This window comes from Arthrobacter sp. efr-133-R2A-120 (assembly GCF_030209835.1).
In the GTDB taxonomy this organism is placed as follows: Bacteria; Actinomycetota; Actinomycetes; order Actinomycetales; family Micrococcaceae; genus Arthrobacter.
Genome location: NZ_JARVRF010000009.1, coordinates 48262 through 74558, shown reverse-complemented (window position 1 = coordinate 74558; position 26297 = coordinate 48262). Strand labels below are relative to the sequence as shown.

Here is a 26297-nt window from a genome sequence, read left to right as displayed (position 1 = left end):
GATTCCGCGGTTGCTGGGGATACGGACGAGTTTATCGTGTTGTGGGTCATCTTCGTTTTTCGAGACGCGGCGGCGCACGCAACATATGGTTGGGCCATGGATTCCGCGGATGTGATTTTGGTAGCCGATGTCGGGAAGAGCCGCTGCAGGGTTGAACTCAGGCAAGGCGATGAGGTGTTGGGCTCGGCGGACCAGCAGGGCTTCCCCGGCCTGGGCATGGACAACGGCGCCCGGCTCGCCTTCGAGCTGCTCGCGGACACCGCGGCCATGCTGCCGCGCGGGCTACCGGCAGCATTCCCGGAAGGTTCGTTGCGGGGAATCGGCGCCGCCGTCGCCGGGGTCGAGGCCTCGGCGGCGAACTCACACGAACTCGCCGCCCTGCTTTCCGAACGCTTCAAGGTCCCGGCCGCGGTCCTCTCGGATGCCACCGCGGCCCAGCTCGGCGCCCTGGACGGCGCACCCGGAACGGTGCTGATTGTTGGCACGGGGGCTGTTGCCTTCCGCTTCGACGACGCCGGGACCCTCCACCGCGCCGACGGTTGGGGACCGCTGTTGGGCGATCGCGGGAGCGGCCGCTGGATCGGCCAGCAGGGTCTTCAGGCCGCGTTGCAAGCCCACGACGGCGGAGCGGCCACGTCGTTGCTCGGCGCGGCCGCCGCGCTGCTCGGCTCGCCCGCGCAGCTTCCGGCGTGGCTCGCCGAATCCGACAACCCGGCCCGGACGATGGCGCGTTTCGCCCCCGTGCTCCTCGGAGAGGCGGAGGCGGGAGACGCCGTCGCACGCTGCATTGTGGACGAAGCGTGCAGGCTCCTCGTGGACACCGTGGCCCTTGCTTCCGGCGACACTAAGCAGGTGGCTCTCCTTGGCGGCGTCGTGAAATCGGAGTTCTTCGGCGGGCTCTTGCACAACGCCCTCGCTTCGGCTGGGATTGAGGTGGTTGCGGCACTCGGCGATGGCATGGACGGGGCCGCCCTCGCAGCGAACCGCCGCGGGCTCCTCCAGGAAAGGTACATTCACCGTGACGGAACAGCCTGACCCATCTTCCCCCGGTACCCCTGATGGGCTCGCGGAACTCCGTTCCGAGCTCGCGGGCCTGCAAACAGAAGCGGCATCGCCCGCGCTCAGTGAGTTGGACACCATGGGCACGGCCGAGCTCGTCGCCGCCATGAACGAGCAGAATCGCGGCGTCCCGGCCGCCGTCGCACAAGCCAGCGGGGAGATCGCCGCAGTGGTCGATGCCGTTGCGGAGCGCCTCGCCCGCGGCGGCCGGCTGCTCTACGTCGGAGCTGGAACGGCCGGGCGGCTCGGGGTATTGGACGCGAGCGAATGCCCGCCAACCTTCGGCACTCCCCCGGGACTCGTCGTCGGGATCATCGCGGGCGGCAACCAGGCCATCCAGAAACCGGTGGAGTACGCCGAGGACAACGCCACGGCCGGAGCCCGGGACCTGCACGACATCAGCGTGACCGAGGCGGACGCCGTCGTCGGAATCTCGGCTTCGGGACGCACGCCCTACGTGATCGGCGCCCTCGAAGAGGCCCGCAGCCGGGGCGCCTTCACGGCGTCGCTCGCCTGCAACCACGATTCGCCCATCAGCAAATTGGCGGACGTAGCGATCGACGTCGTGGTCGGTCCCGAATTCGTTGCCGGTTCAACGCGGCTGAAGGCGGGGACCGCACAGAAACTCGTCCTCAACATGATCAGCACGCTCGCCATGGTCAAGCTCGGGAAGACCTACGGAAACCTGATGGTCGATCTGCGCGCCACCAACAACAAACTCCTCGCAAGGTCCCAACGGACCATCCAGCACGCCACCGGCGTGGACGCGGAGACGGCGATTCAAGCGCTGAATTCCGTGGGCGGTTCGGTCAAGGCGGCCATCCTGGTGGTGTTGACTGGCATCGATCCGGGCCAGGCGAAGAGCGCTTTGGATGAGGCTGGCGGCTTCCTGCGAAAGGCGATCCAGAAGCACGGATAGAGTTTCCCCAGGAGGGGAAATGAATACTTACACAACCGTCCCGAGCGGCGAGCAGGTTGTCCAGGAGCTGCCGTGGAGGTGGAAGGTCCAGGGCAGGATTTTCCTGATTGGCGGCCTCGGCTTCATGTTCGACGCGTGGGACGTCACGCTCAACGGCATCCTCATTCCGCTGCTTTCCAAGCATTGGTCTCTCCAGCCCGCCGACGCCGGATGGATCGGCACCGCAAACCTGATCGGCATGGCCTTGGGCGCCTTCGCTTGGGGCACCATCGCGGACACGATCGGGCGTAAGAAGGCATTCACCGCTACCCTCCTGATCTTCTCCGTCTTTACTGTGTTGGGAGCTTTCGCCCCGGACATCGTGTGGTTCTGCATCTTCCGTTTCATGGCCGGTTTCGGGCTGGGCGGCTGCATTCCCGTGGACTATGCCCTGGTGGGTGAATTCACTCCGCGGAAGCAACGCGGCAAAGTGCTCACCGCCATGGATGGTTGGTGGCCCGTCGGCGCCGCCCTGTGCGGCTTCATTTCGGCCGGACTTGTTGCGGTCTTCGCGGACTGGCGCCTGACGATGCTCGTGATGGTCTTGCCTGCCCTGCTGGTGTTCTGGGTCAGGCGGAGCGTACCGGAATCCCCGCTCTTCCTTATCCGCAAGGGACGCCGCCAAGAAGCCGCCGAGGTCATCGACAGCCTCGTCTTGGCCACCGGAGCCGAGCCGCGCGCTTACAGCCTGCCCGCCCCGCAAGACGCGCCGCGCCTCTCGGCCGGCAGCGCATGGCAACAGTTGCGCCGCCTTTGGCAGTTCAATTGGAAGATCACGACGGCGGCCTGGGCCCTGTTTTTCAGCATCCTCCTGGTCTACTACTTGAGCTTGACGTGGATGCCGCGGATTCTGATCGGCGCCGGATTCGAGGAGTACAAGGCCTTCGTGACGACAGCCGGGATGGCCGGCGTCGGGCTCCTGGGCGTGGCGGTCGCGGCAGTGCTGGTGGAGCGCGTGGGCCGCAAATGGATCCTGGCCATCACCGGGCCGCTGTCGGCTTTGACCTTGGTGATCGTTTCGTTGGTGGTGGACATTCCCGACGCGGCGGTGTTCTGGCTCCTGGCGTTCGGGTTCGTCATCCAGGTGGCCATCCCGGTGCTCTATGCCTACGTATCGGAGCTCTACCCCACCGAGCTTCGGGGCTCCGGCTTTGGCTGGGCGTCCACTTTCTCACGGGTTGGCGCAGGGATAGGGCCGCTCGTGTTCGCCTCGTATTTCTGGCCCGAGTACGGCCTGGCAACGTCCTTCGCCTTGGCTGGCGGGCTGATCGTGGTGGCGGTGCTGTGGATGGCGTTGTTCGCGCCGGAGACCAAGCAGCTCGAACTCGACTGAGCCTGCCCCCTGTCCGCACCCCGGCATGCCCAACTAGTCCCCGCCGCCACCCTCGCCTGCCCAACTGACTCGCATTAGTTGTCGTTTTGAGCCGCCAAAACGACATCTAATGCGAGTCAGTTGGGTTGGGCGCCCTGGACTTAGGCGTGCTTTCCCGCCGCGAGCTCTGCGAGGGTCCGGACCAGGAGCCGGCGCTCCACCACCTTGATGCGTTCGTGCAGAGTGTCTTCGGTGTCGTCCGGGGCGATGTCGACGGCCTCCTGGGCGATGATGGGTCCGGTGTCCACGCCGGCGTCGGCCCAGTGGACGGTGCATCCAGTCACTTTCACGCCGTAAGCCATGGCATCGCGGACTCCGTGGGCTCCCGGGAAAGCGGGCAGCAGTGCGGGGTGGGTGTTGAGATACTTGCCGCCAAAGGCATCAATGAATTCCGGGCTGACGATCCGCATGAACCCGGAGGAAACCACTACGTCCGGATCGAAGGAGGCAACGGCCTTGGTAAGCGCCGCGTTCCAATCGGCCCGGTCCGCGTAGTCCTTGAAGTCCACCACGAAGGTGTCCAGTCCGGCTTCGGCGGAGCGTTCCACTCCGTAGGTACCCGGCCGATCTGCTCCCACGGCTGCGATCTCAACATCCAGCTCGCCCGCCTTCACGGCGTCGATTACTGCTTGGAGGTTGGAACCGGTGCCGGAGACGAGGACAACAATGCGCATTGCACTAGCTTATGGCTGGCTCGCGTAGGCTGGAAAACATGAATTCCGGCGTTGGACCCACTCCGCAGCATCAGCCACAGAGCGAGGCTGCCAAATCAGCGCTTGCCGTTACCCAAACACTGTTCAGGACATTCCTGCTAACGGTGCTTGGCGCCCTCTTCGTCTACATCCTGAACATCAGCTACGTCTGGCTCAGCGCGGTCCTCACCGTCATCGCGGGAGTGCTTGGAGTGGTAGTCCTCGTGCGGACCATCAGGTTCAAGCAGCCGCGCATCGTACTGTTTGGCACCATTTCCGGACTGGTTGTCACGGCCATCATGTGCCTGCTGGTGCTCACCGCTGTCGTCTTCTTCCAGCAGATCCGCACCTTGCAGGACTGCGCACGAGGCGCGCTGACGCTCCACGCCCAGAACTCGTGCCAGGTGGATTTCCAGAACTCCATTCCCTCCGGATTGCGCTAGCCGGGCGCAATCCAAGGCGAGGCGGGCACCTTAGCGGTGGTCGCCGTCGTACACGGAATCGTCGAGGTCCGCTTCGCGGAGCTTCTGCCGCCTCTCGAGCCATGGCCCCACCCAGTAACCGATCACGACGCCGATCCCCACCTCCGCGGCGGTCCAGACTGCCGTCCACCGCGGGTCCGGTCCGATCTCGGTGAGGCGTCCGATTCCGGCGGAACCGCGTGCCAGCCACGCGAGGCCTCCGGCCAATGCCCCTGCCACCGCACCGACGAGCGCGCCAAGGAACAGCGTGGAAACAGGGGCCGTGAACCAGCGCGCCTTGATCTTGATGGAGAGCCATTCGTCGAAATGGTTCTCCCCCGCACGCAGGAACCACCAGCCAGCCAGCAGACCGGCGATCACCGGAAGGGCGAGGGCCGCGGCTCCGAATTCGAGCTGGCCGGTGGGAAGCGCGCCGAAGACAGGAATCGCAGGCAGGGGCCCGACGGCGGTGCCCAGCGGCCCGGCGTGTGAGCCGACACCGAGGGAGAACCCTGCGCCGGAGGACCAGGCCAGGGTGAATACCGCCAGATTGGGCAGGTAGCCGAGCTGGGCGATGGTCAGGACGCCACCGCCGAGGGCCCCGGCTTTCAGGCCTTCGTAGACGGCGATGATGTCCGTCCAGTGGATGACGAGGTCGACGGCGAGCAGCGTCGCTGAGAGTGTCATGGCCGCCATGATCGCCACGAATCCCGCCTTGATGGCGGAGCCAAAGTAGGAACCGGCCCAACGCGAATGTTGGCTTGTGCGCGCGAGCCAATCGACGGCGTCGACGCCAATGAGCCTGCTCCACGAGCCGGACTCACGCCGGGCGCCCACCACCATGCCGAGGCCGAACGGGATAAGCGGAAGTAATGCGGCAAACCAGATGTTGATCACTACGTCCTGCGTGCGGCACACGAATCCGGTAGCCGCGCCGAACGCCCCATAAACAAGCAACGCCCCGAAGAAGGCCTGCCACAGCTGGTCCGTGTACGAAGCCCTGGCCAGCCGGCGGCCAGCGCGCCACGCCAGGAGGAACGGGACCAGGGTCAGTCCGAGCGGGATAAGGGACAGCATGCCGGAACCGGGTAGACCCGCGGTTCCCAGGTTGACGGTGGCAAGCTGCAGCGGCACACCATGGACCAAGAGCCAGGTTTGGCCGGCCAGGCGTGCCAGGAAATCGATGGTGTGGTTCTGGAATCCGTCAGTTGCCCAGACGCCGACCAGCGGCAAGACCACCACGAGCGCGGAGATGATGGCGGCCTGCGCCGACTCAAGGGCACCCTGCAGCCACAAAGGCATGGGCAGGCCACGGTTACCGGTCTGATCAGCGCGCAGTTTCATCGTGTCCTATCGTGCCACGGCGTGCCTCGCTCCCCCGGCAGGCGCCCGCACGGCCCGCCAATCCTCCAACCCTCGCTCACCAACAACCCCCTCCCGACCAACCCTCGCTCACCAACAACCCGCGAAAGCCAAACGCTCCTGCATGTCCGCCGCGCCGCCGTCGTCGTTTATGTGAGCGAGCATCAGCAGGAAACCCGACATACGTGAGCGAGCATCAGCAGGAAACCCGACATAGGTGAGCGAGCGTCGGGGCCGCACCGGGGCAAGCCGCAGGCCGCGTCAGGGCAGGCCGGGGGCCGCCGGGACGCCGGGACGCCCACGCTCCCGGCGCTTTTTGCATAAGTCAGACGTAAAATTGGAGTGTTCGCAATAGGTGGATGGAGGGCATAAATGACTACCGCAACCCCACATGCACACGGTGTTCACTTTGGACGGACGGACATCCAGAACATCGGCATGGGTGTAGGTATTCTGATGGCGCTGGTGGGCCTTCTCGGATTCATTCCGGGCATCACCATGCGGTACGGGGAATTGCAGTTCTTCGGGCCAAATTCGCACGCAATGCTCCTGGGTGTGTTCCAAGTGTCGCTGCTGCTCAACATTGTGCAGCTCCTCATCGGCGGAACCAGCTGGGCGATGTCCCGCTCGGGCGGCCATAGCGCACGCAATATCCTGATGAGCTTCGGTGCCTTGTACATCGTGCTCAGTGTGTACGGACTGAGTGTCGGGGTTGATTCGGCGGCCAACTTCCTGTCGCTGAACACGCTCGACAACTGGACGTTCATGGTTTTGGGCATCCTGATGGTCGCCGCGGGCTGGATGTTTTCACGGCATCTGGCTGACGACGCAAAGTAGCCCTATTCACAAGCCCGGATTGAGTTAGCCCGGGATTATAGGAGCCGCCAATGGGTAGGATCTACAGCCAAATCTGAATAGTCATACAAGCGGTTGGTGCAGTTCCTGCGGTGAAGAAGCCGGGAGCTGTGCCAACCTTCTTTGTGCCCGACGCCGTCAGATCCACTTGGGTGCCGCCGGCACCGGCCCAGCGCCCGCGGTCACGCCGTCGGTCCCCCGCCCGGTGGCCCATTGCACGACGCCGGCGAGGGACCCGGCGACCACGACGGCGGCGTCCGGATCGCCGAACGTGAGGTCCGTGCCCGCGACCTTGACCAACAACCCGGCGTCGGCGCCGCGCGTGGCCCACGAACCGGTGATATCGCGTAGCAACCGTTCCAGTACCGACGCCGGGATGTCACCAAACGATGCTCCATTGTCGAGATCCACGGCATGCACCCAGACTTCGCGAGTGCGCATCCAAACCGTTTCCGACGCCGGGACTTCCCTGCCCTGGATGGTCCGGACCGTGTGGTGCCAGGCGTCCTCGGGAAGGTCGCGCCATTCCACGCTTAAGTGCACGGCGGAGTGGTCGAAGAGGTTCCGCAACGCAATGGGCGACAGGGTGGCACCGAAGTTGATCTCCTCATCCCGCACCGAGACAGAGGGATACATCGGAGTCTCCACACCGGTCGAGGCCCACTCCACCAAGCGGGCGATGGCCCGGGCGTTGTAGCCGATGTGTGCTACAACGTGGCGGCGGCTCCAGCCGGGAAGCAGCGAATCGCCGTCGAGCTCGGCATCGGAGAGTTCGTTGAGCTTGCGGGCGAAGAACGCGGTCCCCCGCCGGGCCTGCAGGAGCTGTTCCTGCAGGCCCGGATCGGTGGTGAGGTCGTGGCGGGCGACCATCAGGCTTCCTTGACCACGCGATTGTTCAGCTGGCCCAGCCCCTCGATGGTGGTGACCAGGAGCTGGCCTTCCTGGAGGTACCGCTTGGGATTCTGGGCGTGGCCCACTCCGCCGGGCGTTCCGGTCGCGATGACGTCGCCCGGGTTCAGCGTGATGATGGTGGAGATATAGGAGACCAGGAATTCGGGCGTGAACACGAGGTCCCCGGTGGGGGTGCTTTGCTGGATCTCGCCGTCGACGGCGGAGGTCATGAGCGGCCCGGCCCTGAACTCGTCCTTCGTGACCAAGGCGGGCCCGAACGGCGTGGACTTTTCCCAGGTCTTGCCTTGCAGCCACTGGATGGTGCGGAATTGATAGTCGCGCATGCTGATGTCGTTCAGCACCGAGTACCCGGCGATGTGATCGGCCGCGTCGGCTTCGCTGATGCGCCGCCCCTTCTTGCCGATCACGACGGCGAGCTCGGCCTCCCAGTCAACCGTGTCCGATTCCTGCGGCAACGCAAGATCGTCGTTGGGACCAATCAGCGATTCCTGGTACTTCGCGAACAAGGTGGGGTACTCGGGGATTTCCCGGCCCATCTCCTTGATGTGGTTGCGGTAGTTGTGCCCGACGCAGATGATCTTGCCCGGTGAGGGCACGACGGCGGCGAGGTCGGCGCCGTCGTACGCGTGCGTTGCGCCGCTGGCCGCCTCCGCGATGGCCGCCCAGGCGGGGTCCTGCAGGAGGGCGCCCACGTCGGAGAAGCCGTCGATCTCGGTCAGGGTGTCGCCGTCCTGGCGGACCGCCGTCGTGGTTCCGGCGGAAGTGCGGAGGGTGAGGAGTCTCATTTGTTGCGTCCTTCGGTGTACGTGCGGTTGAAATTCAGTCGTTCGAAAATGGGGGCGTCGCTGAAGCGGAAGAGATCGAACTCGCTCTCGGCCTCAAGCGACCATTCCTGCCAGGACGGGACCACGAACAGGTCGCCCTTCGCCAGGACCTTGGACTCCCCGTTCAGCACCACGGTGCCGGTCCCTTCGAAGACCTGCCACACGCTGGAGCCGACCTCGCGCAGCGGCTCGGTGGAAGCCCCGGCCCGGAGCCTGTGGAATTCGGCGCGGATGGTGGGCATGACGTCCCCGCCGGTGGTCGGGTTGGTGTAGCGCACGGCGGCGTGTCCCTGGGACACGGTGGCCGGGTGGCCTTCGTCTTCGAGGAGCAGCTGCTCGCGCAGGGCGGCGTCCGTGTGCTCCCAGCGGTAAGCCGCGATGGGCGAGTTGGTAGTGTCATCGAGCCCGGACAGCGGGCGCAGGCCGGGGTGGGCCCACAGCCGCTCGGAGCGCGAGACGTCCGGGGTGGCCTCGTCCGTGACCCGTTCGGTGCCGAATTCGAAGAACCCGGCGTCCGCGTAGTGCACGAACGGGATGTCCAGGCCGTCGATCCACGCCATCGGTTGGTCGGTGTCGTTGTGGTGTCCGTGGAAGTTCCAGCCGGGAGTCAGCAGGAAATCCCCGCGGCGCATCGCTACCGGGTCCCCGTTCACCACCGTCCATACCCCTTCGCCCTCGACGACGAAACGGAACGCGTTCTGCGAGTGACGGTGCTCCGGGGCCGTTTCGTGCGCGCCCAGATACTGGATCGCAGCCCACAACGTCGGCGTCGCATACGGCGTGCCGGCCAGGCCGGGGTTGGCCAGCGCGATGGCCCGGCGTTCGCCGCCCCGGCCCACCGGGACGAGGTCCCCGGCGCGGGCGGCCAGCGGGTACAGATCGTTCCAGCGCCACACATGCGGCACCGCTTTCGGGGACGGCACCATCGGCATCAGGTCCGCGATCTCCGTCCAGAGCGGGATCAGGTTCCCGGCCTCGAAATCCTGATACAGCTGCTCCAGCTGGGCAGCTTCTTCGGGGGTCGGCTCCGGAACCGCGTGCGCTGTGCCAACGGAATGATCAGTGGCAACTGATTTGTGGGTTGTGCTATCGGCGCTGATGGACACAGGGGCCTCCTCGGGGGTACGGGACAGTTTTGGCGTACTCCAGACCCTAGGGAAGCCCTCGAGTGATCTCCAGCATATTCTGCTAGACAGAATCCGCTGGCCCAACTGACCAGCAGGCGGCCCCAACTAGCTCGCAGTAGTTGTCGTTATGGGCCCTCAAAACGACAACAAATGCGAGTCAGTTGGGTGTGTCAGGGCTTGGGTAGGTCAGGGCTGGGACTCGGCCGGATTGGCTGCGATATCGATCTCCAATTGGCGCTGGGTTTCCCGCATGATACCCACGAGTCCAGCATCGAAGAGCCTGCGGAACCTTGCCACCGGAGTCGCGACGCTCAGCGCGCCCACGGCAACGCCCTGACCGTTGTGGAGGGCCACCCCCAAGGCGCTGATCCCTTCCTCGGTGCCCTCGAAGTTCGCGGCGAATCCATTGCTCCGGATTGTCTCGAGCTCGCGGAGGAAAGCCGGATATTCGGAGTCGGGAATGTTGTCGCCGCCGATCTCCGCATTGTGGCTGCGGAACAATTGCTCGATCATGGCGGGTTCCAGTTCGGCCAACAGCGCTTTGCCGCCCGAGGCCTTGTTGGCGGGCAGTACGGTTCCCTGCCTGTCGCCCACCCGCAGCGCGTTGGTCCCCTCCACGGTGGCCAGGAACCTCACCTTGGTACCCACGCGGACCATGAGGTTGACGGTCTCGTTGATCCGGCCACTCAGGAGTTCCATGTGCGGCTGCGCCACGGTGCGCAGCAAACGGCTCCAACTGAGTCCTGCTGGGCCAACCCCCATGGCCGGCCCGGGCACGTAGCGGCGGGTCTCGTCCTGGACCGCGAACCCCCGGTAGACCAGCATGGCCAACAGCCGGTGGGCGGTGGAGGGGGCAACACCCAACTCCGCGGCGGCGTCCTTGAGGCGCAGGCTGCCGCCGTCGCGCAAGAGCTGAAGGAGTTGCAGGGCGTTGTCCACGGCCTCAATGGAATAGGCGGGTTTCTTGCGGGCCGGAAGATTCTGCACGACAGAATTCTATTGGTGCAAACGAGCGGCGGCCACACAGTGGTGGGATGAATCACACACCATCCGCTGCAGCGCCGGAGCGGACCCAAGACGGCGTTCACCACTTCCCCGGGGCCTCTGCCCGGTTCTCCAAGCGTTCCGCCGCCGCTGTCCTTGTCTGCTGGTTGCTGGTGGTTTTCGACGGCTACGACCTCATCGTCTACGGCACCGTCCAGAGCTCCCTCATCACCGACACCGGCTGGGGCCTCACCAAGGCAACAGCCGGAACGGTCGGCTCGATGGCTTTCCTGGGCATGATGATCGGAGCGATCTTCGCCGGCCGGATGTCGGACAGCTGGGGCCGCCGCCGGACCATCATTGCCTGCGCCGCACTGTTTTCGCTCTTCACTATCCTGTGCGCGTTCTCCCCAAACGCAGCAGTCTTCGGGGGTCTGCGCTTGCTGGCGGGCATCGGCTTGGGCGGACTTGTTCCCTCGGCAAACGCCTTGGTCGCGGAACTGGTCCCCGCCAAATGGCGGTCCACCATCGCCACGCTGATGATGTCCGGAGTGCCGATCGGCGGCTCGATCGCCGCTTTGGCAGGCATTCCGCTGATTCCCACTTTCGGCTGGCCGGTCATGTTCCTGGTGGCCGCTGTGGCCCTGCTCGTGGTTGTTCCGCTGGGCATGCGATTCCTCCCGGAGACCCTCCCGGAGACGCTTCCGGGAACACCTCCCACCGCAAAGGATGCGAAACAAGCAGCGGGCTTCAAGTCCCTGCTCCGTGCCCCGTACCTCGGCATGAGTCTCCTGTTCGCGATCTCCACCCTCGTGACGCTCTTTGCCTGGTACGGCCTGGGCACGTGGCTCCCGAACTTGATGCAACTGGCCGGCTACAACCTCGGGTCCGCCCTGACCTTCGCGCTGGCACTCAACCTCGGTGCCGTCGTCGGCTCGGTGGCCACCGCTTGGGCGGGAACCCGATTCGGTCCCATCCCGACGGCGATCGTGGCAGCCGCCGTCGCCGCCGTCGGGCTGGCCGTACTGGTGGCGGGTCCGCCCGTGGGGCTTGTCTATGTCATGTTGGTGCTGGCCGGGGTCGGCACCCACGGAACCCAATGCCTCATCATCGCGGCAGTGGCGAGCCATTACCCGGCGCATTTGCGGGGCACAGCGCTCGGCTGGGCACTCGGCGTCGGCCGCATTGGTGCGGTCGCCGCTCCCCAGGTCGGCGGGCTGCTGCTCGCGGCCGGGCTGGGCGTCAACTCGAACTTCCTGGCATTTGCCGGGGCCGCCGCCGTCGCGGCCATCCTGCTCGGCGCCATCGGCACGAAAATCAAGACCGCGAAGATCAACACCGCCAACATCCAATCCAAAAACACCACCTCTGTAGGAGCAAGCAATGTCTGACCGCAAACCATCCACTGAAGTCCTCGTTGTCGGCGGAGGAATGGCCGGCCTTGCCGGCGCCCTGGCCCTCCGCGCGAACGGCGCCGAGGTGACGTTGGTAGAGCGGGCCCCCGAGTTCGGCGAGGTTGGGGCGGGACTGCAGATGGCACCCAACGCCTCCCGCGTCCTGAAGCGTTGGGGCCTCCTCGAGAAGGCGCTCGAGATCGGGGTCCGGCCCAAGCACTTGGTGTTCCACGACGCCCTGACCGGCGAGGAACTCACCCGTCAGACCCTCGGAGGCGAGTTCGAAGAGCGCTACGGCGCTCCGTACGTGGTGATCCACCGCAGCGACTTGCACCGGATCCTTTTGGAAGCCTGCCAGGATGCCGGCGTCCGGCTGGTGAACGACGTCGTCGTCGAGAGAGTCGAGACCGTGAACGCCCGCGGCCTGGCGCACACGCTGAGTGGGGACGTTTACGAGGCCGACGTCGTGATCGGCGCGGACGGCCTGAAGTCCACGCTCCGCGCCGCCGTCGCGCAGGACGGGCCGGTTTCGTCGTCGTACGTCGCCTACCGCGGAACCGTTCCCATCACGCCTGAGACCCCGGCGACCGATCTCGAAGACGTCGTCGTCTACCTTGGACCGGACTGCCACCTCGTGCAATACCCGCTGCGCAAAGGCGAACTGCTCAACACGGTGGCTGTCTTCAAGTCGCCCTCGTTCGAGCGCGGCGAGGAGCAGTACGGCGGCGTCGACGAACTCGAGGCTGCTTACAAGGATTGCATTCCGGCCGTACAGCTGGCACTGCGGAACCTTGCGACCGGCATCCGCTGGCCCATGTACGATCGCGATCCCATCGAGAACTGGATCGACGGGCGCCTGGTTTTGATGGGCGACGCCGCGCACCCCATGCTCCAGTACCTGGCCCAGGGAGCCTGCCAAGCGCTTGAAGACGCCGCGGTCCTCCAGGATTCCACCGTGGGTTCCGTGTTCAACGACGACGGCGTGGACACCGGTGCGTGGGACCGCGCCATCGGCGATTTCAACTCAGCCCGCGCAGCGCGCACGGCCCGCGTCCAGCGCACCGCGCGTGTCTGGGGAGAGTCGTGGCACGTGTCCGGCGTCGCACGCGTCTTACGGAACCTGCTGTTCAAGAGCCGCAAGGATGGCGACTTCCAGTACAACGACTGGCTGTACGGCCAAGATGGCGACGGCGTCCCGGCGGACGGTACCGCCGAGGTGAAAACCGAGTCGCTGGCGGGAACGCACGCCTAGGAGCATCCGTTGTGTCAATTGTAGGTAAACAAATTGCTGGACTCCTGGAGCAGACCGAAGCAGACTGACTACACGAGCCGCTTGGGTGCTTGCCGTTGAAAGGACAGTCATGTTCGACCTCGTTGCTTATCTCCCGATTCTTGTCACCGTATTGGGGGTAGTTGTCGCCGTTGCCGTCATTCGGCTGCTCATTAAATTGATGTGGAAGGTGGCTGAACCAAACGAGGCATTGATCATTTCCGGCCTGACTCGGGGAAGTTTGGACACCAGGGACGGAATGGATTTCAAAATCGTCACCGGGAAAGGCGCCTTGGTGGTTCCCGGGCTCCAAACCGTGAGGACTTTGTCCCTCACGCTGAATGAAACAGAACTCCAGGTCAACTGCGTGACCTCGCAAGGTATCCAGGTGATCGTGGAGGGTGTGGTTATTTACAAAATCGGTGACGCCGCTCCTTTCATTGCGAATGCCGCGAGGAGGTTTCTCGGCCAGCAGCCCAAAATGCAAAGCCAGGTCTACAACGTTTTTGAGGGGCATTTGCGCTCGATCATTGGCAGCATGACCATGGAAGAAATCATCCGTGAGCGCGACAAACTTGCGTCGTTGGTCCGCAGCGCCAGCGGCATAGAAATGGAAAAGCTTGGCCTAGTGGTTGATTCCCTGCAGATCAAGGATCTCCAAGACCCCACGGGCTATATCCAAAACCTGGCCAAACCGCACATTGCGCAGGTCAAAATGGAAGCCCGCATCGCTGAAGCCACCCGGAACCGCGAGGCCGCGGAACGGGAAGCCGAGGCAGCTGCGCAGATCGCGGATGCCCAGAGCATCTCGGCGATCAAGCAATCAGCGGCCCAAGCCAACGCCGAAACCGCCCGGGCCAATGCCGCGCAGGCGGGACCGTTGGCCGATGCCACGGCGCGCCAGCAAGTGGTGGTCCAGGAAACCGAGGTGGCCAAACTGGAGGCGGACCGCGAGGAGCAGAAGCTCCAGACGTCCATCCGAAAGCCTGCCGATGCAAAGGCGTACGCCCAGCGCACCGAGGCGGAAGCCCAAAAGGCCGCCGACATCAGCGCGTCCGAGGCGCGGGCACGGCGAACGGAACTCGAGGCCCAGGCGAACGCCCGCAAAGTGGAAGTCGAAGCGCAGGCCAACGCCACGGCGGCGGCCGCCATTGCGGGGGCAACGAAGATCACCGGTGAAGCCGAAGCGGCAGCCACCAAGGCGCGGGGTGACGCTGCAGCCTCGGCCATCAAGGCCAAATCCTTGGCGGAAGCGGACGGCATCAAGGCCCGTGCCGAGGCTCTCGGAACCAACCAAGAGGCCGTTATCTCCCAGCAGCTCGCGGAGAACATGCCTGCGATCGTGGCAGCCGCGGCTGAACCCTTTGCCCACGTGGGTAACCTGACGGTTCTGAACGGCGGCGAGGGCCTCAACAGCATGGTGGGTGGGATCCTGTCCCAGGTGGGCAACTACCTGCCATCGATCACAGCTGCGCTCAAGAACGGCAAGGAAGCGCCTAAGCGGCCGAGCAAAACTCCTGATGCGTAGGGACACCGATGCACAAAGAGGTTGATCGGAGCCTGACGGGCAAAATCGGCAGGGTCACGGGCCGTATTGGGCCAGGCACCGTGGGGGAAGTGATGCTGCCGTTCCACGGTGGCACAAGCGCCTTCCACGCGCATCCTTTCGACAAAAGCAGTGTTTTCAACGTGGGTGATGAGGTGCTTGTCATCTACTACGAACCGCCCGGAACTGTGTTCGTTGATGAGCTGCCGGACGTTCTGAAAGCTGCCAGATAAAACGACTGAGGGCGGCTAGTTAGCCGCCCTCAGCTTTTTGTCGCTGATGGATTGCTCACCCCAGCGGCGGGGCTCCCACGGTGTCATACATCGCATAGTCGTCCGTGGTGACCGATCCGTTGCTGAACAAGCTCAACCCGAAACTGATCGCAGTGGCCCCGGCAGGAAGTGCCGGCGTCGTGAAGCTTGCCTGGGTATAGGTGCTGGCGGCGGCCAGCCACGGTCCGGAGGTCCAATACACCCAGTTGTTTGAGGCGTCACGGTAATACAAGGCGAACTGTGTGACGGCTGTGGAGGTGTACCAAACACGCACCGAGTAGGTGTGTCCTGCGACCGCCGCAGGTGGGCAGGTACTGGCGTCCAGCGTCGGAAGCAGTTTCGCGTCACCGCTGGAGTAACCCGTGATGGTGAGTTTCTCCGCTTTGGTACCGGTGTGTGCGGTAGCCACCGTGCTGAACGTGGCGGTGTTGGTGCCGTATCCACCGGCCTGCCAGCACTGTGGGAACGGGCCCGTACCGGCCGTTTCAAGGCTGGGGTTTTGTACCAGGTTGCCGCCGGCTGGTGGTGGCGGCGGAGGCGGGGGCGGCGTGCCGACGTCGAACATCTCGTAGTCATCCGTGGTCAGGGTGCCGTTGCTGAACAGGTTGAGTCCGAAGCTGATGCCGCTCGCACCGGTAGGCAGTGGAGGCGTTGTCCACGTGGCCTTTTGAAAGGTCGTGGCCGCTGAGAACCAGGGACTTGATGTCCAGTACTTCCACGTGCCAAGGCCTGTCCGGTAATAGAGCTCGAACTGGGTATTTGTGGTCGATTTATACCAGGCACCTATGGAATAGGCGTTCCCGGGTGTGGCTGTGGGTGAGCACCCTCCCAGGTCAAGGGTGGGCAACAGCTTGGCGTCGCCGTCGACATATCCGCTCACCACGAGCTGTTCAGCGACTTTCCCCGTGTGTGCCTGCCTGACGGTGGAGAAGGTCGCCGTGTTGGTGCCGTAACCGGCTCCGGCCCAGCATTGGGGAGCTCCGCTGACCAAGGTTTCAAGGCTTGGGTTCTTGATAAGGTTGCCTGTACCTTCTGGCGGGGCCGGCGGTCCCGAGACGACCGGCTTGACGGTTCCGCCGATGACTTGGCGCACTGTCTTGACGCTTGTGGTTGCAGGACGGGACTTGAGCCACGTGGCGAACTGGTTGAACAGAGTTGGCGTGACGTTCAGCGGATCCGTGCTGGTAGCCGAAATGTGGTGGAAGGTGAGCTGGACCCACCCGCCTGCCGGCTCCGCCTGGGTGACGGACTTTTGCAGGTCCGCCAGGGTCCAGGTGTTGTCCACTTCATCCGGGGCCGCGGTGTTGTACGGGTTCGCAGGAGGGATGGTCTCGGCCAGCGGGCAGCCGGCGCAGCTGAACCGCGTCTTGATGTCGCCAAGGCCACGGGCGCTGTTCAAACCACAGTTCTTCACAATGGTTTCGATCGATGCGTTCTCGGCAGCGAAGGGATACGCGAAGTCGGTGATCGTGAATCCAAGGTTGCTGAGGTTCACCCTGTCGTTGCAAATCTGGCGAGTTGCCTCATCCGCCGTCACGGTGGTCAGATCCGGGTGGGTGACGGTGTGGCCGGCAATCTCATTGCCGTTCGCCACAAGGCCCTGCATGTCGCTTGTCGTCAAGTAATTGGGATTGTTAATGAATCCGGACGGAGTGAAGAAGGTACCCACCAAACCGAGGCTCTGCATGGTCTGCGCGGCGGTGAGTTGATCGGCATTTGCGTCGTCAAAGGTCAGGGTTACCACGGTGGGGTTGGCAGCTTGGGCTGCCGGCGCGGTGATGCCGGCGGTGACGCCAGTAAAGGCGAGTACCACCACGACGGTGGAGAACCAGGTAAACCATTTCCCGGGGATCATCCCTTTGAACGCCCGGTGCCGGTCAACCTGGTCAGTACGGTTGAAGAGTTTCATAGGGTCTGGCTCGATTCTTGGCAACAGCCTGGCCTGACATAGGGGCAGGCGCGGGGCGAAAACACCCTGCGCTGTTCAGCGCGTGAGGGCGCGCCGCCCAGTCAACGCCCTCTTGCCGAAATACCCCGGTGCCCGGGACAAGCCCCAGTCATGGCCACGAGGTTCACTATGGTGTCACCGTAAGTCGGGCGCATGGTGACGAATAAGAGTAAGTTGTACCCGTTTTTCAGCTCCGTAATTACTTAGATCGGCGCATTTTCCGTCGCTCGGGATCTTCCACTCGAGAATAAGCATCGATTTGTTAACCAAACCTTCCCCCTACCGTCACGCCCATTCCCCCGCTTCGCCAACCTCCGCGCACACCGTGGAGGGGTGAGGATCGCTATCGTTGCCGAATCATTCCTGCCGCTCATGAACGGGGTAACCCACTCCATCCTGCGGGTGCTGGAGCATCTGCAAGATCGCGGCGACGAAGTGATGGTGATTGCGCCGTCGACGTCGGACACTGCTGTCTCGGACGTCGTGAACGGTGCTTTTGTCCACCGCCTCCCCTCCGTGCCCCTGGCCGGGTACACAAACGTGCGGGTGGCGTTGGGCGGTGTGAGCCGGGTCAAGAGAATCCTTGCCGACTACGCACCGGACGTCGTCCACCTCGCATCCCCTTTTGTCCTCGGGTGGCGGGCTGTGCAGGCTGCGCACCAGCTCGGCATCCCGACGGTTGCCATTTACCAAACCGAGGTCCCCAGTTACGCGGCCCGGTATGGCGTCCCCTTGCTGGAGAACTGGGCATGGAACCGGGTGGACAACATCCATCTTCGGGCTAACCGGACGCTGGTCCCGTCCACGTTCGCGCTCAACCAGTTGCGCGGCCGCGGGATCTTAAGGGTGGGCATGTGGCGGCGCGGTGTGGATACCGCGCGGTTCTCCCCCGCCAAGCGCTCGACGGCGTGGCGCACCTCCGTGGCACCCCACGGCGAGCGCATCATCGGCTACGTCGGCCGCCTCGCGGTGGAGAAGCAAGTGGAGGACCTCGCCGTGCTTGCGGATCTGCCAGGAACCAGGCTTGTCATTGTGGGCGACGGTCCACAACGCGCTGCCCTCGAAGCAGCATTGCCCAACGCCTTCTTCACCGGGTTCCTCGGCGGCGACGAATTGGCCCAAGTCGTGGCGGGGTTTGACCTCTTCGTTCATCCTGGCGAGTTCGAAACGTTTTGCCAGACGATCCAGGAGGCCATGGCGTCCGGTGTTCCCGTCGTGGCCACCGGCCGGGGCGGGCCCCTCGATCTCGTGGAAAACTCGCGTACCGGCTGGCTTTACGAGCCGGGAGACCTTGCGCAGTTGCGCGGCTACGTGCAGGACCTGGTGGGCGACGACGCCAAGCGCCGTGCGTTCGGAACGGCGGCACTCGCTTCCGTCCAGGGACGGACGTGGCCGGTGCTGAGTGCCCAACTCGTCGAGCACTACGAGGCAGTGATCGCCGGCGAAGCACTCGTGGAGCCGGCCGCGGCACCCAGCCACACGGTTCAGGCAGCCGAACTTCAGGCGGCAGAGCTTCAGGCGGCTGAGCCCGCCACCATTTCCGTGACTTCCAGCAAAGGACTCCCAGCATGAAAATCTCCGTTGTAGGCTGCGGCTATCTTGGCGCGGTGCACGCCGCCACGCTCGCATCGATGGGCCACACCGTGGTGGGCATCGACGTCGACGCCCAGAAGGTGGCCCACCTGAACAAGGGCTTCGCGCCCTTCCACGAACCCGGCCTGGATGAACTTCTCCGGGACGGATTCGCCACGAAGCGGCTCACGTTCTCCACTGATTTCGCGGATGCCGCCGACGCCCAGACGCACTTCCTCTGCGTGGGCACCCCGCAGTCCAAGACGTCGGATACCGCGGACCTCTCCTACGTGATCGCGGCCACGAAGAGCCTCCTCCCGCACCTGGCGAGTGGCGCCGCCGTCGTCGGCAAATCCACCGTGCCCGTGGGAACAGTGGACATGCTCCGCGGCATCCTTGCCCGCAGGCCGGATGTCCTGCTCGGCTGGAACCCCGAGTTCCTGCGCCAAGGCACGGCCGTGAAGGATTCATTGGTGCCGGACCGTTTGGTGTACGGCGTGCCGGGCGGCAAGGATTTTGCCGCCGGCGCCCCGATCACGGCAGCGCTCGACGCCGTCTACGAACCGCTGATTTCCGCAGGGATCCCGCGGCTGGTCTGCAACTTCGCGACGGCCGAGCTCATCAAGTCCGCCTCCAATGCGTACCTCGCCACGAAGCTCAGCTTCATCAACGCGATAGCCGAACTTTGCGACGCCTCAGGGGCCGACGTCACTGAGCTCAGTGAGGCGATGGGCCTGGATCCGCGCATCGGCAACAGGTACCTACACGCCGGCCTGGGTTTCGGCGGCGGCTGCTTGCCGAAGGACATCCGCTCGTTCCGCGCACAGGCACAAGCACTGTCCGTGCCGTCCCTTGATGAGTGGATGGGCGTGGTCGACTCCATCAACCTGGGCCAGCGAGCCCGCGCCGTGGACGTCGCCCGTGAAATGTGCAAAGGCTTCCTGTCCGGCCGCACCGTCACCGTGCTGGGCGCAGCCTTCAAACCGGACACTGACGACATCCGTGACTCCCCCGCCCTGGACGTCGCACTCCAACTGGCGGCGGCCGGCGCCCACGTTACCGTGACCGATCCCAAGGCCATCAACAATGCGTGGATGCGCTACCCCCAGCTCCGCTTCGAAGCGTCCACAACGCGCGCTCTCGAAGACGCTGAGTTGGTGCTGCTGCTCACCGAATGGGACGAATACCGCGCCCTCTCACCCGCCGCCGTAGGCTCTCTCGTACGACGCCGGATGGTGCTGGACGCGCGGAACGTCCTGGACGCTGGAGCATGGCAGGCGCAAGGCTGGACGGTTCGCGGGCTCGGAACCGGCTCTCAGTCTGAGCCTTCAGCGCCGATTGCTGACGTCAAGCCTGCTGTCCTTCCCGTCGAACCGGTCAACACACGGCCGTTCATTGTCGGTTCGCAGGCCAAGGCACCCTCGACCCGACGTTAGCGTTGCTTGCCCGCGGCCGCCGCACCTAGCTGTATGAGGCCGTGACGGCGGTGACGACGAGGGAGACGTTCTGCCCGCCGAAGCCGAAAGAGTTGCTGAGCACAGCGTGCTGAGGGAGGTTGCGTCGTTGGGTGACGACGTCGAGGTTGATGTCGGGATCGACGTCGGTCGGTGTGAGGTTGCGGGTCGGCGGAACGACGTCGTGCTTCACGCTGAGGACCGCTATGAGAGCCTCGATCGCCCCCGCAGCCCCGAAGAGGTGGCCGAGCGCCGCCTTGGGCGCCGTCACGGTCGCGTGCCCGAAAACCTCCCTGATCGCACGGGACTCGGCAGCATCTCCCACCGTCGTCCCAGTAGCGTGTGCATTGATGTGCCCGATCTGCTTGGGAGAAAGTCCAGCTTGCGCGAGAGCCTTCCGCATTGCCGAGATCTGACCGCTGCCATCGGGAGCGGGGGCGGTGATGTGGTGCGCGTCGGCCGCGATGCCGGCTCCGGCGAGCACTGCGTGGACCCGTGCACCACGCGCAGCGGCGTGTTCGGCACTCTCGAGCACCAAGACCGCGGCACCTTCTGCCAGGACGAATCCGCTGCGGTCCGCGGCGAACGGTCGAGACGCTGAGGCCGGCTCCGCCGTGTGACGCGACAGCGCCTGGGTCTGCTTGAAACCGGCGACCGTGATCGGGGTAATCGCTGCCTCGGTTCCGCCAGCAATGACCACGTCTGCTTCGCCAGCGCGGATGAGCCTGGCCCCTAGCGCGATCGCCTCGGCACCGGATGAGCAGGCCGAGACTGGTGTGTATACCCCGGCGCGCGCACCGTAGGCGATGCTGATCAGCGCGGCGGCGGCGTTGGGCATGAGCATCGGGACGGTTCGTGGCGACACACGGCGGGCACCCGACAGCTCAAGAACGTCGTCTTCCCCCAACAGGGTCTGCACGCCGCCGATTCCGGTGCCGATCGCCGCGGCAAGTCGCTCCGGGTCGACCTCAGGGGCACCGGCGTCAGCCCAAGCCTCGGCGGCCGCGACGAGGGCTGCCTGCTGCGAGCGGTCCAGACGCCTGGCTTGCACCGGGGAAAGGCGCTCGGCCGGGTCGATCGCCATCGTCCCGGCCACGGTGCCGGCCAGTTCGCCGTCCTCATGGCCGGGTAGAACCTTGCCCCTAATGCCGGACTCACCGGCCAGCAGGGCTTCCCACGTCGATCTGACGTCGCCTCCGAGTGGCGTGATCGCGCCGAGTCCGGTCACGACAACCTCATTCCGTCCCATGCCCTTCAACCACCTCTCTTGTATGCCATACAACTAACACTACTTTTGTATCACATACAATCGAGAGGTGATTCAGAAGCGAACCGAACCCGAGGCGCAGACCTCGACGCTTGAGCGCGGACGCGCGACCCGGAGGCGACTCATCGAGACCACGGCCCGGCTCGGCAAGGAGCGCCACGGAGCCCAGCTGAGCGTCGCGGAGATCGCAGACGCGGCAGCGGTGTTCCCCAACCAGATCACCTACTACTTCGGTTCCAAGGACTCACTACTCGTGCACGCCGCGTTCCTGGGTCTGCTCCACGACACCCGGCGGATCGAGCGGATTGGCCGCCAGGCCCCCGACGCGGCGACCTTCCGGCGCAACATCGCCCGCGCGGTCCTCGCCCTGCCCTCGCTCCCTTCGGTCGCGGGAGCACTCGCGACCGGAATCGCCAAAGCCGAGCTCGCCCCGGTAGTCGACCAGCACCTCCAACTGCTGTTCCGCCAATCGGAGCGCTTCATGAGCCAGCTCATCGACAGCCGCGGTTGGAGCCTCAGGCGACCCATCGACGTCGAAGCCAAGACATTCTGGAGCACCGCACTCGGTGCCGCACTTCTCGCACACGCTGGGGCACACGGCACCGGCGCAGACCTCGACCTCGCCGGGACATTGACGGTCCACGACCAGACCGACCACGCCTAAGTTCCTCACCGTTCCCAGGGCCACTAGCGGATCTCAGTGTTTTCGCCCTGTTAACACGTAGACGGGCCTCCGGGCACACGGAGATCCGGCTTGTTCACACTGAGAAACGGCCTTTTGCACACGGATTTTTCCGTTTTTTACACGTAGACGCCAATTTCACCGAGAGAATCTGAATCGTGGATGGCCTTCCTTTTGGAGGGGCACCACTATTCAAGGCCAGCGATACCCGTTGGCCGTTCTACTCGAGAAATGGGGTTGTAGTGGAATCAACAATGACGAAAAGGACCGGGCTTCAGGCTGCGGCAGCCGCGGCGCTGGCTGTGGTTGGGATCTTCGGTGCGAGCCTGGCCGTTTCATGGATCGCGGGGTCCCTTGGCATCTCTGCCGCGGCGGCGTCCCAGATCATGCACGCCATCGAGGTCGGAGGCTGGGCTCTCGTTGTCATCGGCACAATATTCGGGGCAGGAATCACGGGTGCCCTGATCGCAACGGCTCGAAGCATCCTCTTCCGCATCGGCCGGGCGCAAGCGGTCGCCTAACTCGATGCTTGCTAAGACAGCACGCGTGCTTGGGAGCATCCCTGGATGGTTGCTCCCAAGCACGGGCTTGGCCATGGCGGCCATAGCCATCTTCGGCTACTCGGCCGTGGACTTGTCCTGGATTCGGGACGCGAGGGATATGGGTGGGAGCCCCCTCTACAGCAAAGATTTCCTCCAGATCCTCGGGCGGAACGTCGGCGCGGCCTTGGTGCTGTATTCCGGAGTCGCGACCCTTGGGCTCACTACGCTCATCGGAGCCGGAATCCTGGCGCTGTATGTCGGGGCGACGGTGTCCCTCGGAGTGCATTCCGTCGGCGGTGCCGGCCTGGTTGCCGACGTCATTTGGTATGTCCCGTTCGAATTCTTCGGCCTGGTGATGGCGGCGACCGCTGGATTCCAGCCCGCCGCCGGCCTGGCTCGCAGGCTGCTGATGAAGAACGAGCCTCCAACCCTGAGGTCGTTCATCGACGACATGGCCCGTTCCCTCGGCACTTTGCTCATTGCCATCGCCCTGATAGTCCTCGGTGCCGCCATTGAGGCCATCGTGATTCAGCTAAAGACCTGAGGAGGATTTCATGACCAGCACGGAAGACGGCCGGGAGTCCGAGACCGTCATCAGCGTCGCGAAGGTCGGAAGTTTGCGGCCCGAGCCAACTGCAGCCAAGGAATGGGTTTCCACGTCCCGCGGTCTGTGGATCGCGAGCTACATTCTGCTCATGGCTTTGGTAGCCCTCCGGCTTCCCCTGACCAGAAAGTATCTCAACGCAAACGTCCCGGCGGACGTGCGTTCGGAAATCGGCGACGATCGCCTGCTTAGTCTCTCCATGACCGTCGGCACCGTTTTGTTCTTCCTTGTCTACGCGGTGATCATCGCTTTGTACTTCTCCCTCGCCGCGTTCCTGGACAAACGGGTGATTCCGGGAAAATCGGTACTCGCGGGCCGCGTCAATATCGGGGCGTTCTTTGTGATCGCCATTCTCGCCACGATCCCCGTGAACCTATTCAGCGTGGTGTTCGGCGTCATCCAACCGCGGGAAGTCCCCGGATATTGGGCCTATTTCCCCTCGATGGCCGTACTTGCCCTGGCGATCTTCTACCGACATTGGCGGGGGTTTTCCACAGGCAGGAAGATCCTCGTTGTGCTTTCGGCCATTGGTCTGTCAACAATAGTCGCCATCGGCTGACCTTCCTCAACCACCACCCACGGACAGAAATTATCAATGACTACTCAGCTCTACAGCCTTCTTCTACGAATTGTGGGCCTCATGGTCGCCGCATTCTCCTGCATTTCCCTCGGCCTGATTTGGGCTTCTCCTGCCCCGGAAGGCCTCAAGAACATAGATCCCCTCGCCCTGAAGAACACGACCGTCACCGTACTTCTCGTCCTCGGCGTGTCCGTACCGCTGATTGCGGCCTTCAGCCCGGCCGGGAAATGGCTACCGCTCAAAGCGGCCGTTTTCGCCGTCGCCGGTTTCGCCAACGCGGCTGCTCTCAGTCCCGTAATAGTCGTCCCGTTCCAGGGAACGACGTCGGCCGTCGCCGCCGTCTGTGCGCTCGGGCTTGCGGTCCTCACCATTGTGGCCTTCATGGACTCGGTCCAGAAGAAGAGTCCGCGGAGCAAGTTCTAGGCGCTGATGGGGACCAAAGTCTCTCCCGTCGCCGTCACAGGCCAGATGTCGAACGCCAAGACCCCTGCCGGGTCGGTCCGGGGGTCCGATTACCGAACCCTGCGGGACTTCCGCGCGTTCGAAATCGCCAACGCGATGCGTTTGCCGCTCACGCTGGATGGCTTCAGGGCCCTCGCGATCTTCGGATCGATAGCCATGATCGTGCTCGGAACCCTCGTGTTCGCGTCCACGATGGCTGTTCTCCGCGACGGCCCGCTCCGCCATGACACGGCCACCGTACTCAATTGGGGATTCCTCTTGATCCTCTACTCCGCTGGCGCGACAGTGCTCACCGAGGTAGTTTCAAGCCGACGGCTGGCGGTGTCCGGCAGTCCGCACTTGGAGCTCTTCCGTGCGATGGAACTTCCTCTCCCGCAGGTTGTGGTGAGATACGGCCTGCTCCCGACGCTCCGCCGCACAGGCATCCTTTGGTATTCAGCTGCGGTATTCCTCTTAGTCTTTTTCGAGGAATCGTCGAGCTACCTCAACGTCGTGGTTGCTTCGGTCACCGTCCTGGCTTTCGCCACCTGTGCGTGCGTCTACTGCGTCCTCCATTTCGCTTCAACACCTGCACGACGGATAGGCCTCCGTTGGCTGTACTGCCTCTTGGCTCTCATCCTCGGGCTGTTGCTCGGGGCTGCCACCGGATTCCTCGTGCCTCAGCTCTCCCGGCTGGACGGCCTCGACCAGGACCCCTCTGGCTTCCTTCCTGCCTTGTGCTTGCTAGCGGTCGTTGAATCCGCGATATTGATCCTCCTCAGCCTCCACGCGTGGCGCCGCCTCAGCTACCGCAGGATTTCCTTCAGCACCGAACGGCGGACCGGTCAACGAGCGGTGAAAAGCTTCGGGCTTTTCGTTGTCACCGATCTGTTGAGCAGCAAACAGGGCTCGGTGATCACCACCATCGTCCTCGCCTGGATCGCCGTCGTTGGCATCCTTCTGGGAGCTAGGGGCATCCTCCCCCTCGACTCGACTCTCGGCGGTGGGGATCTGCACAAATCCTTGGTTGGTATTGCCGTGCTCCTGGGCCTTGGGGTCACGGAACCGACGCTCTATCGGATCGGGCCCACAGCGAAGCTGTACCACTACCGTTTCGCGTGGGAGAACGGCTTCTCCGCCACTGCGATCGTCGTCCGGCTCGTTGGAATCTACGTCATGGCAGGGGCGGCGACTGGTGGATTTGTTTTCCTAGGGGCACTTCTCGCGCTGGACATTCCGGCTCCTGGCGCTGTCCTCGCGGGCTTGATCGTCGCAGCGTCCGGAGTCGTCGCGGAATCCGTCTCCCGTCCGCCAACCACCACTGACGGCACCAAGTCCAATGATGTGATGGACGGTCTCTTCACACTCCTCCTGATTTCTCCTTGCTCGCTCATCCTTATTGTCAGCCCCGAGTTCAGCACCGTGCTGTTGTTGGGCTATTCCATCCTCTTGATCCTGGGAGCCGCCGCATGCCTGCACCAACGTCTTTTGAGGCTTCGATCGAAATTGATTCTGTAACCGCCGGCTACCGGCAAGGCTCACCCGTCCTGGACGGACTCAGTCTCAGCATGAACGGGCCGGGGCTCTACCGGGTGGCCGGCAGCAATGGCAGCGGGAAGTCGACTCTCCTGGAGCTCATCAGCGGCTTCCTCCAACCTTGGGCCGGAAGCGTAAGTCTTTGCGGCATCGACGCCGGCTCTCCCGATGCGCGCCACGTACGGAGCGTCTGCCGTACGACGCCGGCGCTCTACCCCTCCATGACCGTTCACGATCATCTGGCTCTTGCCGCCCGCAGCCGTCAGCTCGGCCCGGAGGCCGGACTCGCCCGACTGGCCAGATACGGATTGGAGGACTGGGCGGAGCAGCCCGCCTCCATGCTGTCCACGGGCAATATCCGGAAGCTCTGGCTGCTCATGTGCACCGTCGCCGACACCCCCGTAGTCGCCATCGATGAACCTTTCAACGGCATGGATGTTCAAGGCATCGAGGCCCTGATCGGCGAGCTCGGCGAGTGGGCACAGCACAAAGTAGTCGTCCTTATCTCCCACACGGTTCCGGAACAGCTGGCCGTTAGCCATTCCTTCGTCTTCAAGCAGGAGTAAGCAACGTTGTAGACAGA

General features: G+C 64.2%; 26 protein-coding genes. 18 read left to right on the top strand and 8 right to left on the bottom strand.

Translation table 11 applies throughout. The features are described from left to right. Positions 1 to 96 precede the first annotated feature (96 nt). The 3 genes from QRN52_RS06130 to QRN52_RS06120 are packed head-to-tail and all read left to right on the top strand — an operon-like array spanning position 97 to position 3350. Positions 97 to 1035, top strand: coding sequence for an N-acetylglucosamine kinase (locus QRN52_RS06130; RefSeq protein WP_284751869.1), 939 nt, complete (start codon positions 97 to 99; stop codon positions 1033 to 1035). After that, entirely contained in the window at positions 1019 to 1978 is a 960-nt protein-coding gene (gene murQ / locus QRN52_RS06125) for an N-acetylmuramic acid 6-phosphate etherase (RefSeq protein WP_284751868.1), read from the top strand. The genes QRN52_RS06130 and murQ overlap by 17 nt, the downstream gene beginning before the upstream one ends. Positions 1979 to 1997: 19 nt before the next feature. Then, positions 1998 to 3350: an MFS transporter gene (locus QRN52_RS06120; RefSeq protein ID WP_284751867.1), complete on the top strand. Its 1353-nt coding sequence runs from the start codon at positions 1998 to 2000 to the stop codon at positions 3348 to 3350. Between the two features lie 140 nt (positions 3351 to 3490). On the opposite strand, the gene purN is transcribed toward QRN52_RS06120, so the two are convergent. Next, positions 3491 to 4063: a phosphoribosylglycinamide formyltransferase gene (purN, locus tag QRN52_RS06115; RefSeq protein WP_284751866.1), complete on the bottom strand. Its 573-nt coding sequence runs from the start codon at positions 4061 to 4063 to the stop codon at positions 3491 to 3493. A gap of 38 nt (positions 4064 to 4101) precedes the next feature. On the opposite strand from purN, the gene QRN52_RS06110 reads away from it, so the two are divergent. Next, positions 4102 to 4524, top strand: a complete 423-nt coding sequence (locus QRN52_RS06110; protein WP_284751865.1) for a hypothetical protein — start codon at positions 4102 to 4104, stop codon at positions 4522 to 4524. Positions 4525 to 4554: 30 nt separating this feature from the next. On the opposite strand, the gene QRN52_RS06105 is transcribed toward QRN52_RS06110, so the two are convergent. Continuing rightward, positions 4555 to 5886, bottom strand: coding sequence for a cell division protein PerM (locus QRN52_RS06105; RefSeq protein ID WP_284751864.1), 1332 nt, complete (start codon positions 5884 to 5886; stop codon positions 4555 to 4557). A 390-nt stretch (positions 5887 to 6276) separates the two neighbouring features. On the opposite strand from QRN52_RS06105, the gene QRN52_RS06100 reads away from it, so the two are divergent. Next, positions 6277 to 6741, top strand: a complete 465-nt coding sequence (locus QRN52_RS06100) for a DUF4383 domain-containing protein (protein WP_284751863.1) — start codon at positions 6277 to 6279, stop codon at positions 6739 to 6741. A gap of 156 nt (positions 6742 to 6897) precedes the next feature. Here QRN52_RS06100 and QRN52_RS06095 read toward each other — a convergent pair whose 3' ends face one another. The 4 genes from QRN52_RS06095 to QRN52_RS06080 all read right to left on the bottom strand — a co-directional run bounded on the left by QRN52_RS06095 (position 6898) and on the right by QRN52_RS06080 (position 10609). After that, complete coding sequence (locus QRN52_RS06095; protein ID WP_284751862.1) at positions 6898 to 7629, bottom strand: maleylpyruvate isomerase family mycothiol-dependent enzyme; 732 nt, start codon at positions 7627 to 7629, stop codon at positions 6898 to 6900. Beyond that, positions 7629 to 8456 carry a fumarylacetoacetate hydrolase family protein gene (locus tag QRN52_RS06090; protein ID WP_284751861.1) on the bottom strand — a complete coding sequence of 276 codons (828 nt, stop codon included), beginning with the start codon at positions 8454 to 8456 and terminating at the stop codon, positions 7629 to 7631. The genes QRN52_RS06095 and QRN52_RS06090 overlap by 1 nt, the downstream gene beginning before the upstream one ends. Beyond that, entirely contained in the window at positions 8453 to 9601 is a 1149-nt protein-coding gene (locus tag QRN52_RS06085) for a cupin domain-containing protein (protein ID WP_284751860.1), read from the bottom strand. The genes QRN52_RS06090 and QRN52_RS06085 overlap by 4 nt, the downstream gene beginning before the upstream one ends. A gap of 207 nt (positions 9602 to 9808) precedes the next feature. Further along, positions 9809 to 10609, bottom strand: a complete 801-nt coding sequence (locus QRN52_RS06080; protein ID WP_284751859.1) for an IclR family transcriptional regulator — start codon at positions 10607 to 10609, stop codon at positions 9809 to 9811. A gap of 47 nt (positions 10610 to 10656) precedes the next feature. On the opposite strand from QRN52_RS06080, the gene QRN52_RS06075 reads away from it, so the two are divergent. The 4 genes from QRN52_RS06075 (at position 10657) to QRN52_RS06060 (ending at position 15049) form a co-directional block, all read left to right on the top strand. Beyond that, positions 10657 to 11997, top strand: coding sequence for an MFS transporter (locus QRN52_RS06075; RefSeq protein ID WP_284751858.1), 1341 nt, complete (start codon positions 10657 to 10659; stop codon positions 11995 to 11997). Continuing rightward, complete coding sequence (locus QRN52_RS06070; protein ID WP_284751857.1) at positions 11990 to 13252, top strand: FAD-dependent oxidoreductase; 1263 nt, start codon at positions 11990 to 11992, stop codon at positions 13250 to 13252. The genes QRN52_RS06075 and QRN52_RS06070 overlap by 8 nt, the downstream gene beginning before the upstream one ends. Before the next feature lie 109 nt (positions 13253 to 13361). Continuing rightward, on the top strand, positions 13362 to 14798 hold the full coding sequence (locus QRN52_RS06065; protein ID WP_284751856.1) for a flotillin family protein: 1437 nt from the start codon (positions 13362 to 13364) through the stop codon (positions 14796 to 14798). An 8-nt stretch (positions 14799 to 14806) separates the two neighbouring features. Next, positions 14807 to 15049, top strand: a complete 243-nt coding sequence (locus QRN52_RS06060) for an NfeD C-terminal domain-containing protein (protein WP_284991741.1) — start codon at positions 14807 to 14809, stop codon at positions 15047 to 15049. A gap of 55 nt (positions 15050 to 15104) precedes the next feature. On the opposite strand, the gene QRN52_RS06055 is transcribed toward QRN52_RS06060, so the two are convergent. Continuing rightward, on the bottom strand, positions 15105 to 16997 hold the full coding sequence (locus tag QRN52_RS06055; protein ID WP_284751854.1) for a polysaccharide deacetylase family protein: 1893 nt from the start codon (positions 16995 to 16997) through the stop codon (positions 15105 to 15107). A gap of 372 nt (positions 16998 to 17369) precedes the next feature. Here QRN52_RS06055 and QRN52_RS06050 point away from each other — a divergent pair, with 372 nt between their 5' ends. Together QRN52_RS06050 and QRN52_RS06045 are read left to right on the top strand one after the other, a co-directional pair. Then, positions 17370 to 18608 (top strand): glycosyltransferase family 4 protein, encoded by a 1239-nt coding sequence (locus tag QRN52_RS06050; RefSeq protein ID WP_284751853.1) that lies wholly within the window; start codon positions 17370 to 17372, stop codon positions 18606 to 18608. Beyond that, positions 18605 to 20044 (top strand): UDP-glucose dehydrogenase family protein, encoded by a 1440-nt coding sequence (locus QRN52_RS06045; protein ID WP_284751852.1) that lies wholly within the window; start codon positions 18605 to 18607, stop codon positions 20042 to 20044. Before QRN52_RS06050 ends, QRN52_RS06045 begins: the two co-directional genes overlap by 4 nt. 25 nt (positions 20045 to 20069) lie before the next feature. On the opposite strand, the gene QRN52_RS06040 is transcribed toward QRN52_RS06045, so the two are convergent. Continuing rightward, positions 20070 to 21311: a beta-ketoacyl-[acyl-carrier-protein] synthase family protein gene (locus QRN52_RS06040; protein WP_284751851.1), complete on the bottom strand. Its 1242-nt coding sequence runs from the start codon at positions 21309 to 21311 to the stop codon at positions 20070 to 20072. A gap of 67 nt (positions 21312 to 21378) precedes the next feature. On the opposite strand from QRN52_RS06040, the gene QRN52_RS06035 reads away from it, so the two are divergent. The 7 genes from QRN52_RS06035 (at position 21379) to QRN52_RS06005 (ending at position 26280) form a co-directional block, all read left to right on the top strand. Next, positions 21379 to 21993, top strand: a complete 615-nt coding sequence (locus QRN52_RS06035; protein WP_284751850.1) for a TetR/AcrR family transcriptional regulator — start codon at positions 21379 to 21381, stop codon at positions 21991 to 21993. Positions 21994 to 22265: 272 nt separating this feature from the next. Further along, the gene (locus QRN52_RS06030; RefSeq protein WP_236816065.1) at positions 22266 to 22532 is read left to right on the top strand and encodes an uberolysin/carnocyclin family circular bacteriocin; all 267 of its coding nucleotides are present in this window, start codon (positions 22266 to 22268) and stop codon (positions 22530 to 22532) included. A gap of 25 nt (positions 22533 to 22557) precedes the next feature. Beyond that, positions 22558 to 23097, top strand: a complete 540-nt coding sequence (locus QRN52_RS06025; protein ID WP_284751849.1) for a stage II sporulation protein M — start codon at positions 22558 to 22560, stop codon at positions 23095 to 23097. Between the two features lie 10 nt (positions 23098 to 23107). Next, complete coding sequence (locus QRN52_RS06020) at positions 23108 to 23716, top strand: hypothetical protein (RefSeq protein WP_284751848.1); 609 nt, start codon at positions 23108 to 23110, stop codon at positions 23714 to 23716. A gap of 36 nt (positions 23717 to 23752) precedes the next feature. After that, complete coding sequence (locus QRN52_RS06015; RefSeq protein ID WP_284751847.1) at positions 23753 to 24160, top strand: hypothetical protein; 408 nt, start codon at positions 23753 to 23755, stop codon at positions 24158 to 24160. 6 nt (positions 24161 to 24166) lie between these two features. Then, complete coding sequence (locus tag QRN52_RS06010) at positions 24167 to 25696, top strand: hypothetical protein (protein WP_284751846.1); 1530 nt, start codon at positions 24167 to 24169, stop codon at positions 25694 to 25696. Beyond that, a complete protein-coding gene (locus tag QRN52_RS06005; RefSeq protein ID WP_284751845.1) occupies positions 25648 to 26280 on the top strand; it encodes an ABC transporter ATP-binding protein in 633 nt (210 codons plus the stop codon). Before QRN52_RS06010 ends, QRN52_RS06005 begins: the two co-directional genes overlap by 49 nt. Positions 26281 to 26297: the final 17 nt, after the last annotated feature.

Excerpts from the sequence above, each read along its gene's own strand:
- QRN52_RS06130 (WP_284751869.1), top strand. The coding sequence starts at position 97 with ATGGATTCCGCGGATGTGATTTTGGTAGCCGATGTCGGGAAGAGCCGC.
- QRN52_RS06120 (WP_284751867.1), top strand. The coding sequence starts at position 1,998 with ATGAATACTTACACAACCGTCCCGAGCGGCGAGCAGGTTGTCCAGGAG.
- purN (WP_284751866.1), bottom strand. The coding sequence starts at position 4,063 with ATGCGCATTGTTGTCCTCGTCTCCGGCACCGGTTCCAACCTCCAAGCA.
- QRN52_RS06110 (WP_284751865.1), top strand. The coding sequence starts at position 4,102 with ATGAATTCCGGCGTTGGACCCACTCCGCAGCATCAGCCACAGAGCGAG.
- QRN52_RS06105 (WP_284751864.1), bottom strand. The coding sequence starts at position 5,886 with ATGAAACTGCGCGCTGATCAGACCGGTAACCGTGGCCTGCCCATGCCT.
- QRN52_RS06100 (WP_284751863.1), top strand. The coding sequence starts at position 6,277 with ATGACTACCGCAACCCCACATGCACACGGTGTTCACTTTGGACGGACG.
- QRN52_RS06095 (WP_284751862.1), bottom strand. The coding sequence starts at position 7,629 with ATGGTCGCCCGCCACGACCTCACCACCGATCCGGGCCTGCAGGAACAG.
- QRN52_RS06090 (WP_284751861.1), bottom strand. The coding sequence starts at position 8,456 with ATGAGACTCCTCACCCTCCGCACTTCCGCCGGAACCACGACGGCGGTC.
- QRN52_RS06075 (WP_284751858.1), top strand. The coding sequence starts at position 10,657 with ATGAATCACACACCATCCGCTGCAGCGCCGGAGCGGACCCAAGACGGC.
- QRN52_RS06070 (WP_284751857.1), top strand. The coding sequence starts at position 11,990 with ATGTCTGACCGCAAACCATCCACTGAAGTCCTCGTTGTCGGCGGAGGA.
- QRN52_RS06065 (WP_284751856.1), top strand. The coding sequence starts at position 13,362 with ATGTTCGACCTCGTTGCTTATCTCCCGATTCTTGTCACCGTATTGGGG.
- QRN52_RS06060 (WP_284991741.1), top strand. The coding sequence starts at position 14,807 with ATGCACAAAGAGGTTGATCGGAGCCTGACGGGCAAAATCGGCAGGGTC.
- QRN52_RS06055 (WP_284751854.1), bottom strand. The coding sequence starts at position 16,997 with ATGAAACTCTTCAACCGTACTGACCAGGTTGACCGGCACCGGGCGTTC.
- QRN52_RS06045 (WP_284751852.1), top strand. The coding sequence starts at position 18,605 with ATGAAAATCTCCGTTGTAGGCTGCGGCTATCTTGGCGCGGTGCACGCC.
- QRN52_RS06040 (WP_284751851.1), bottom strand. The coding sequence starts at position 21,311 with ATGGGACGGAATGAGGTTGTCGTGACCGGACTCGGCGCGATCACGCCA.
- QRN52_RS06030 (WP_236816065.1), top strand. The coding sequence starts at position 22,266 with ATGACGAAAAGGACCGGGCTTCAGGCTGCGGCAGCCGCGGCGCTGGCT.
- QRN52_RS06020 (WP_284751848.1), top strand. The coding sequence starts at position 23,108 with ATGACCAGCACGGAAGACGGCCGGGAGTCCGAGACCGTCATCAGCGTC.
- QRN52_RS06015 (WP_284751847.1), top strand. The coding sequence starts at position 23,753 with ATGACTACTCAGCTCTACAGCCTTCTTCTACGAATTGTGGGCCTCATG.
- QRN52_RS06010 (WP_284751846.1), top strand. The coding sequence starts at position 24,167 with ATGGGGACCAAAGTCTCTCCCGTCGCCGTCACAGGCCAGATGTCGAAC.
- QRN52_RS06005 (WP_284751845.1), top strand. The coding sequence starts at position 25,648 with ATGCCTGCACCAACGTCTTTTGAGGCTTCGATCGAAATTGATTCTGTA.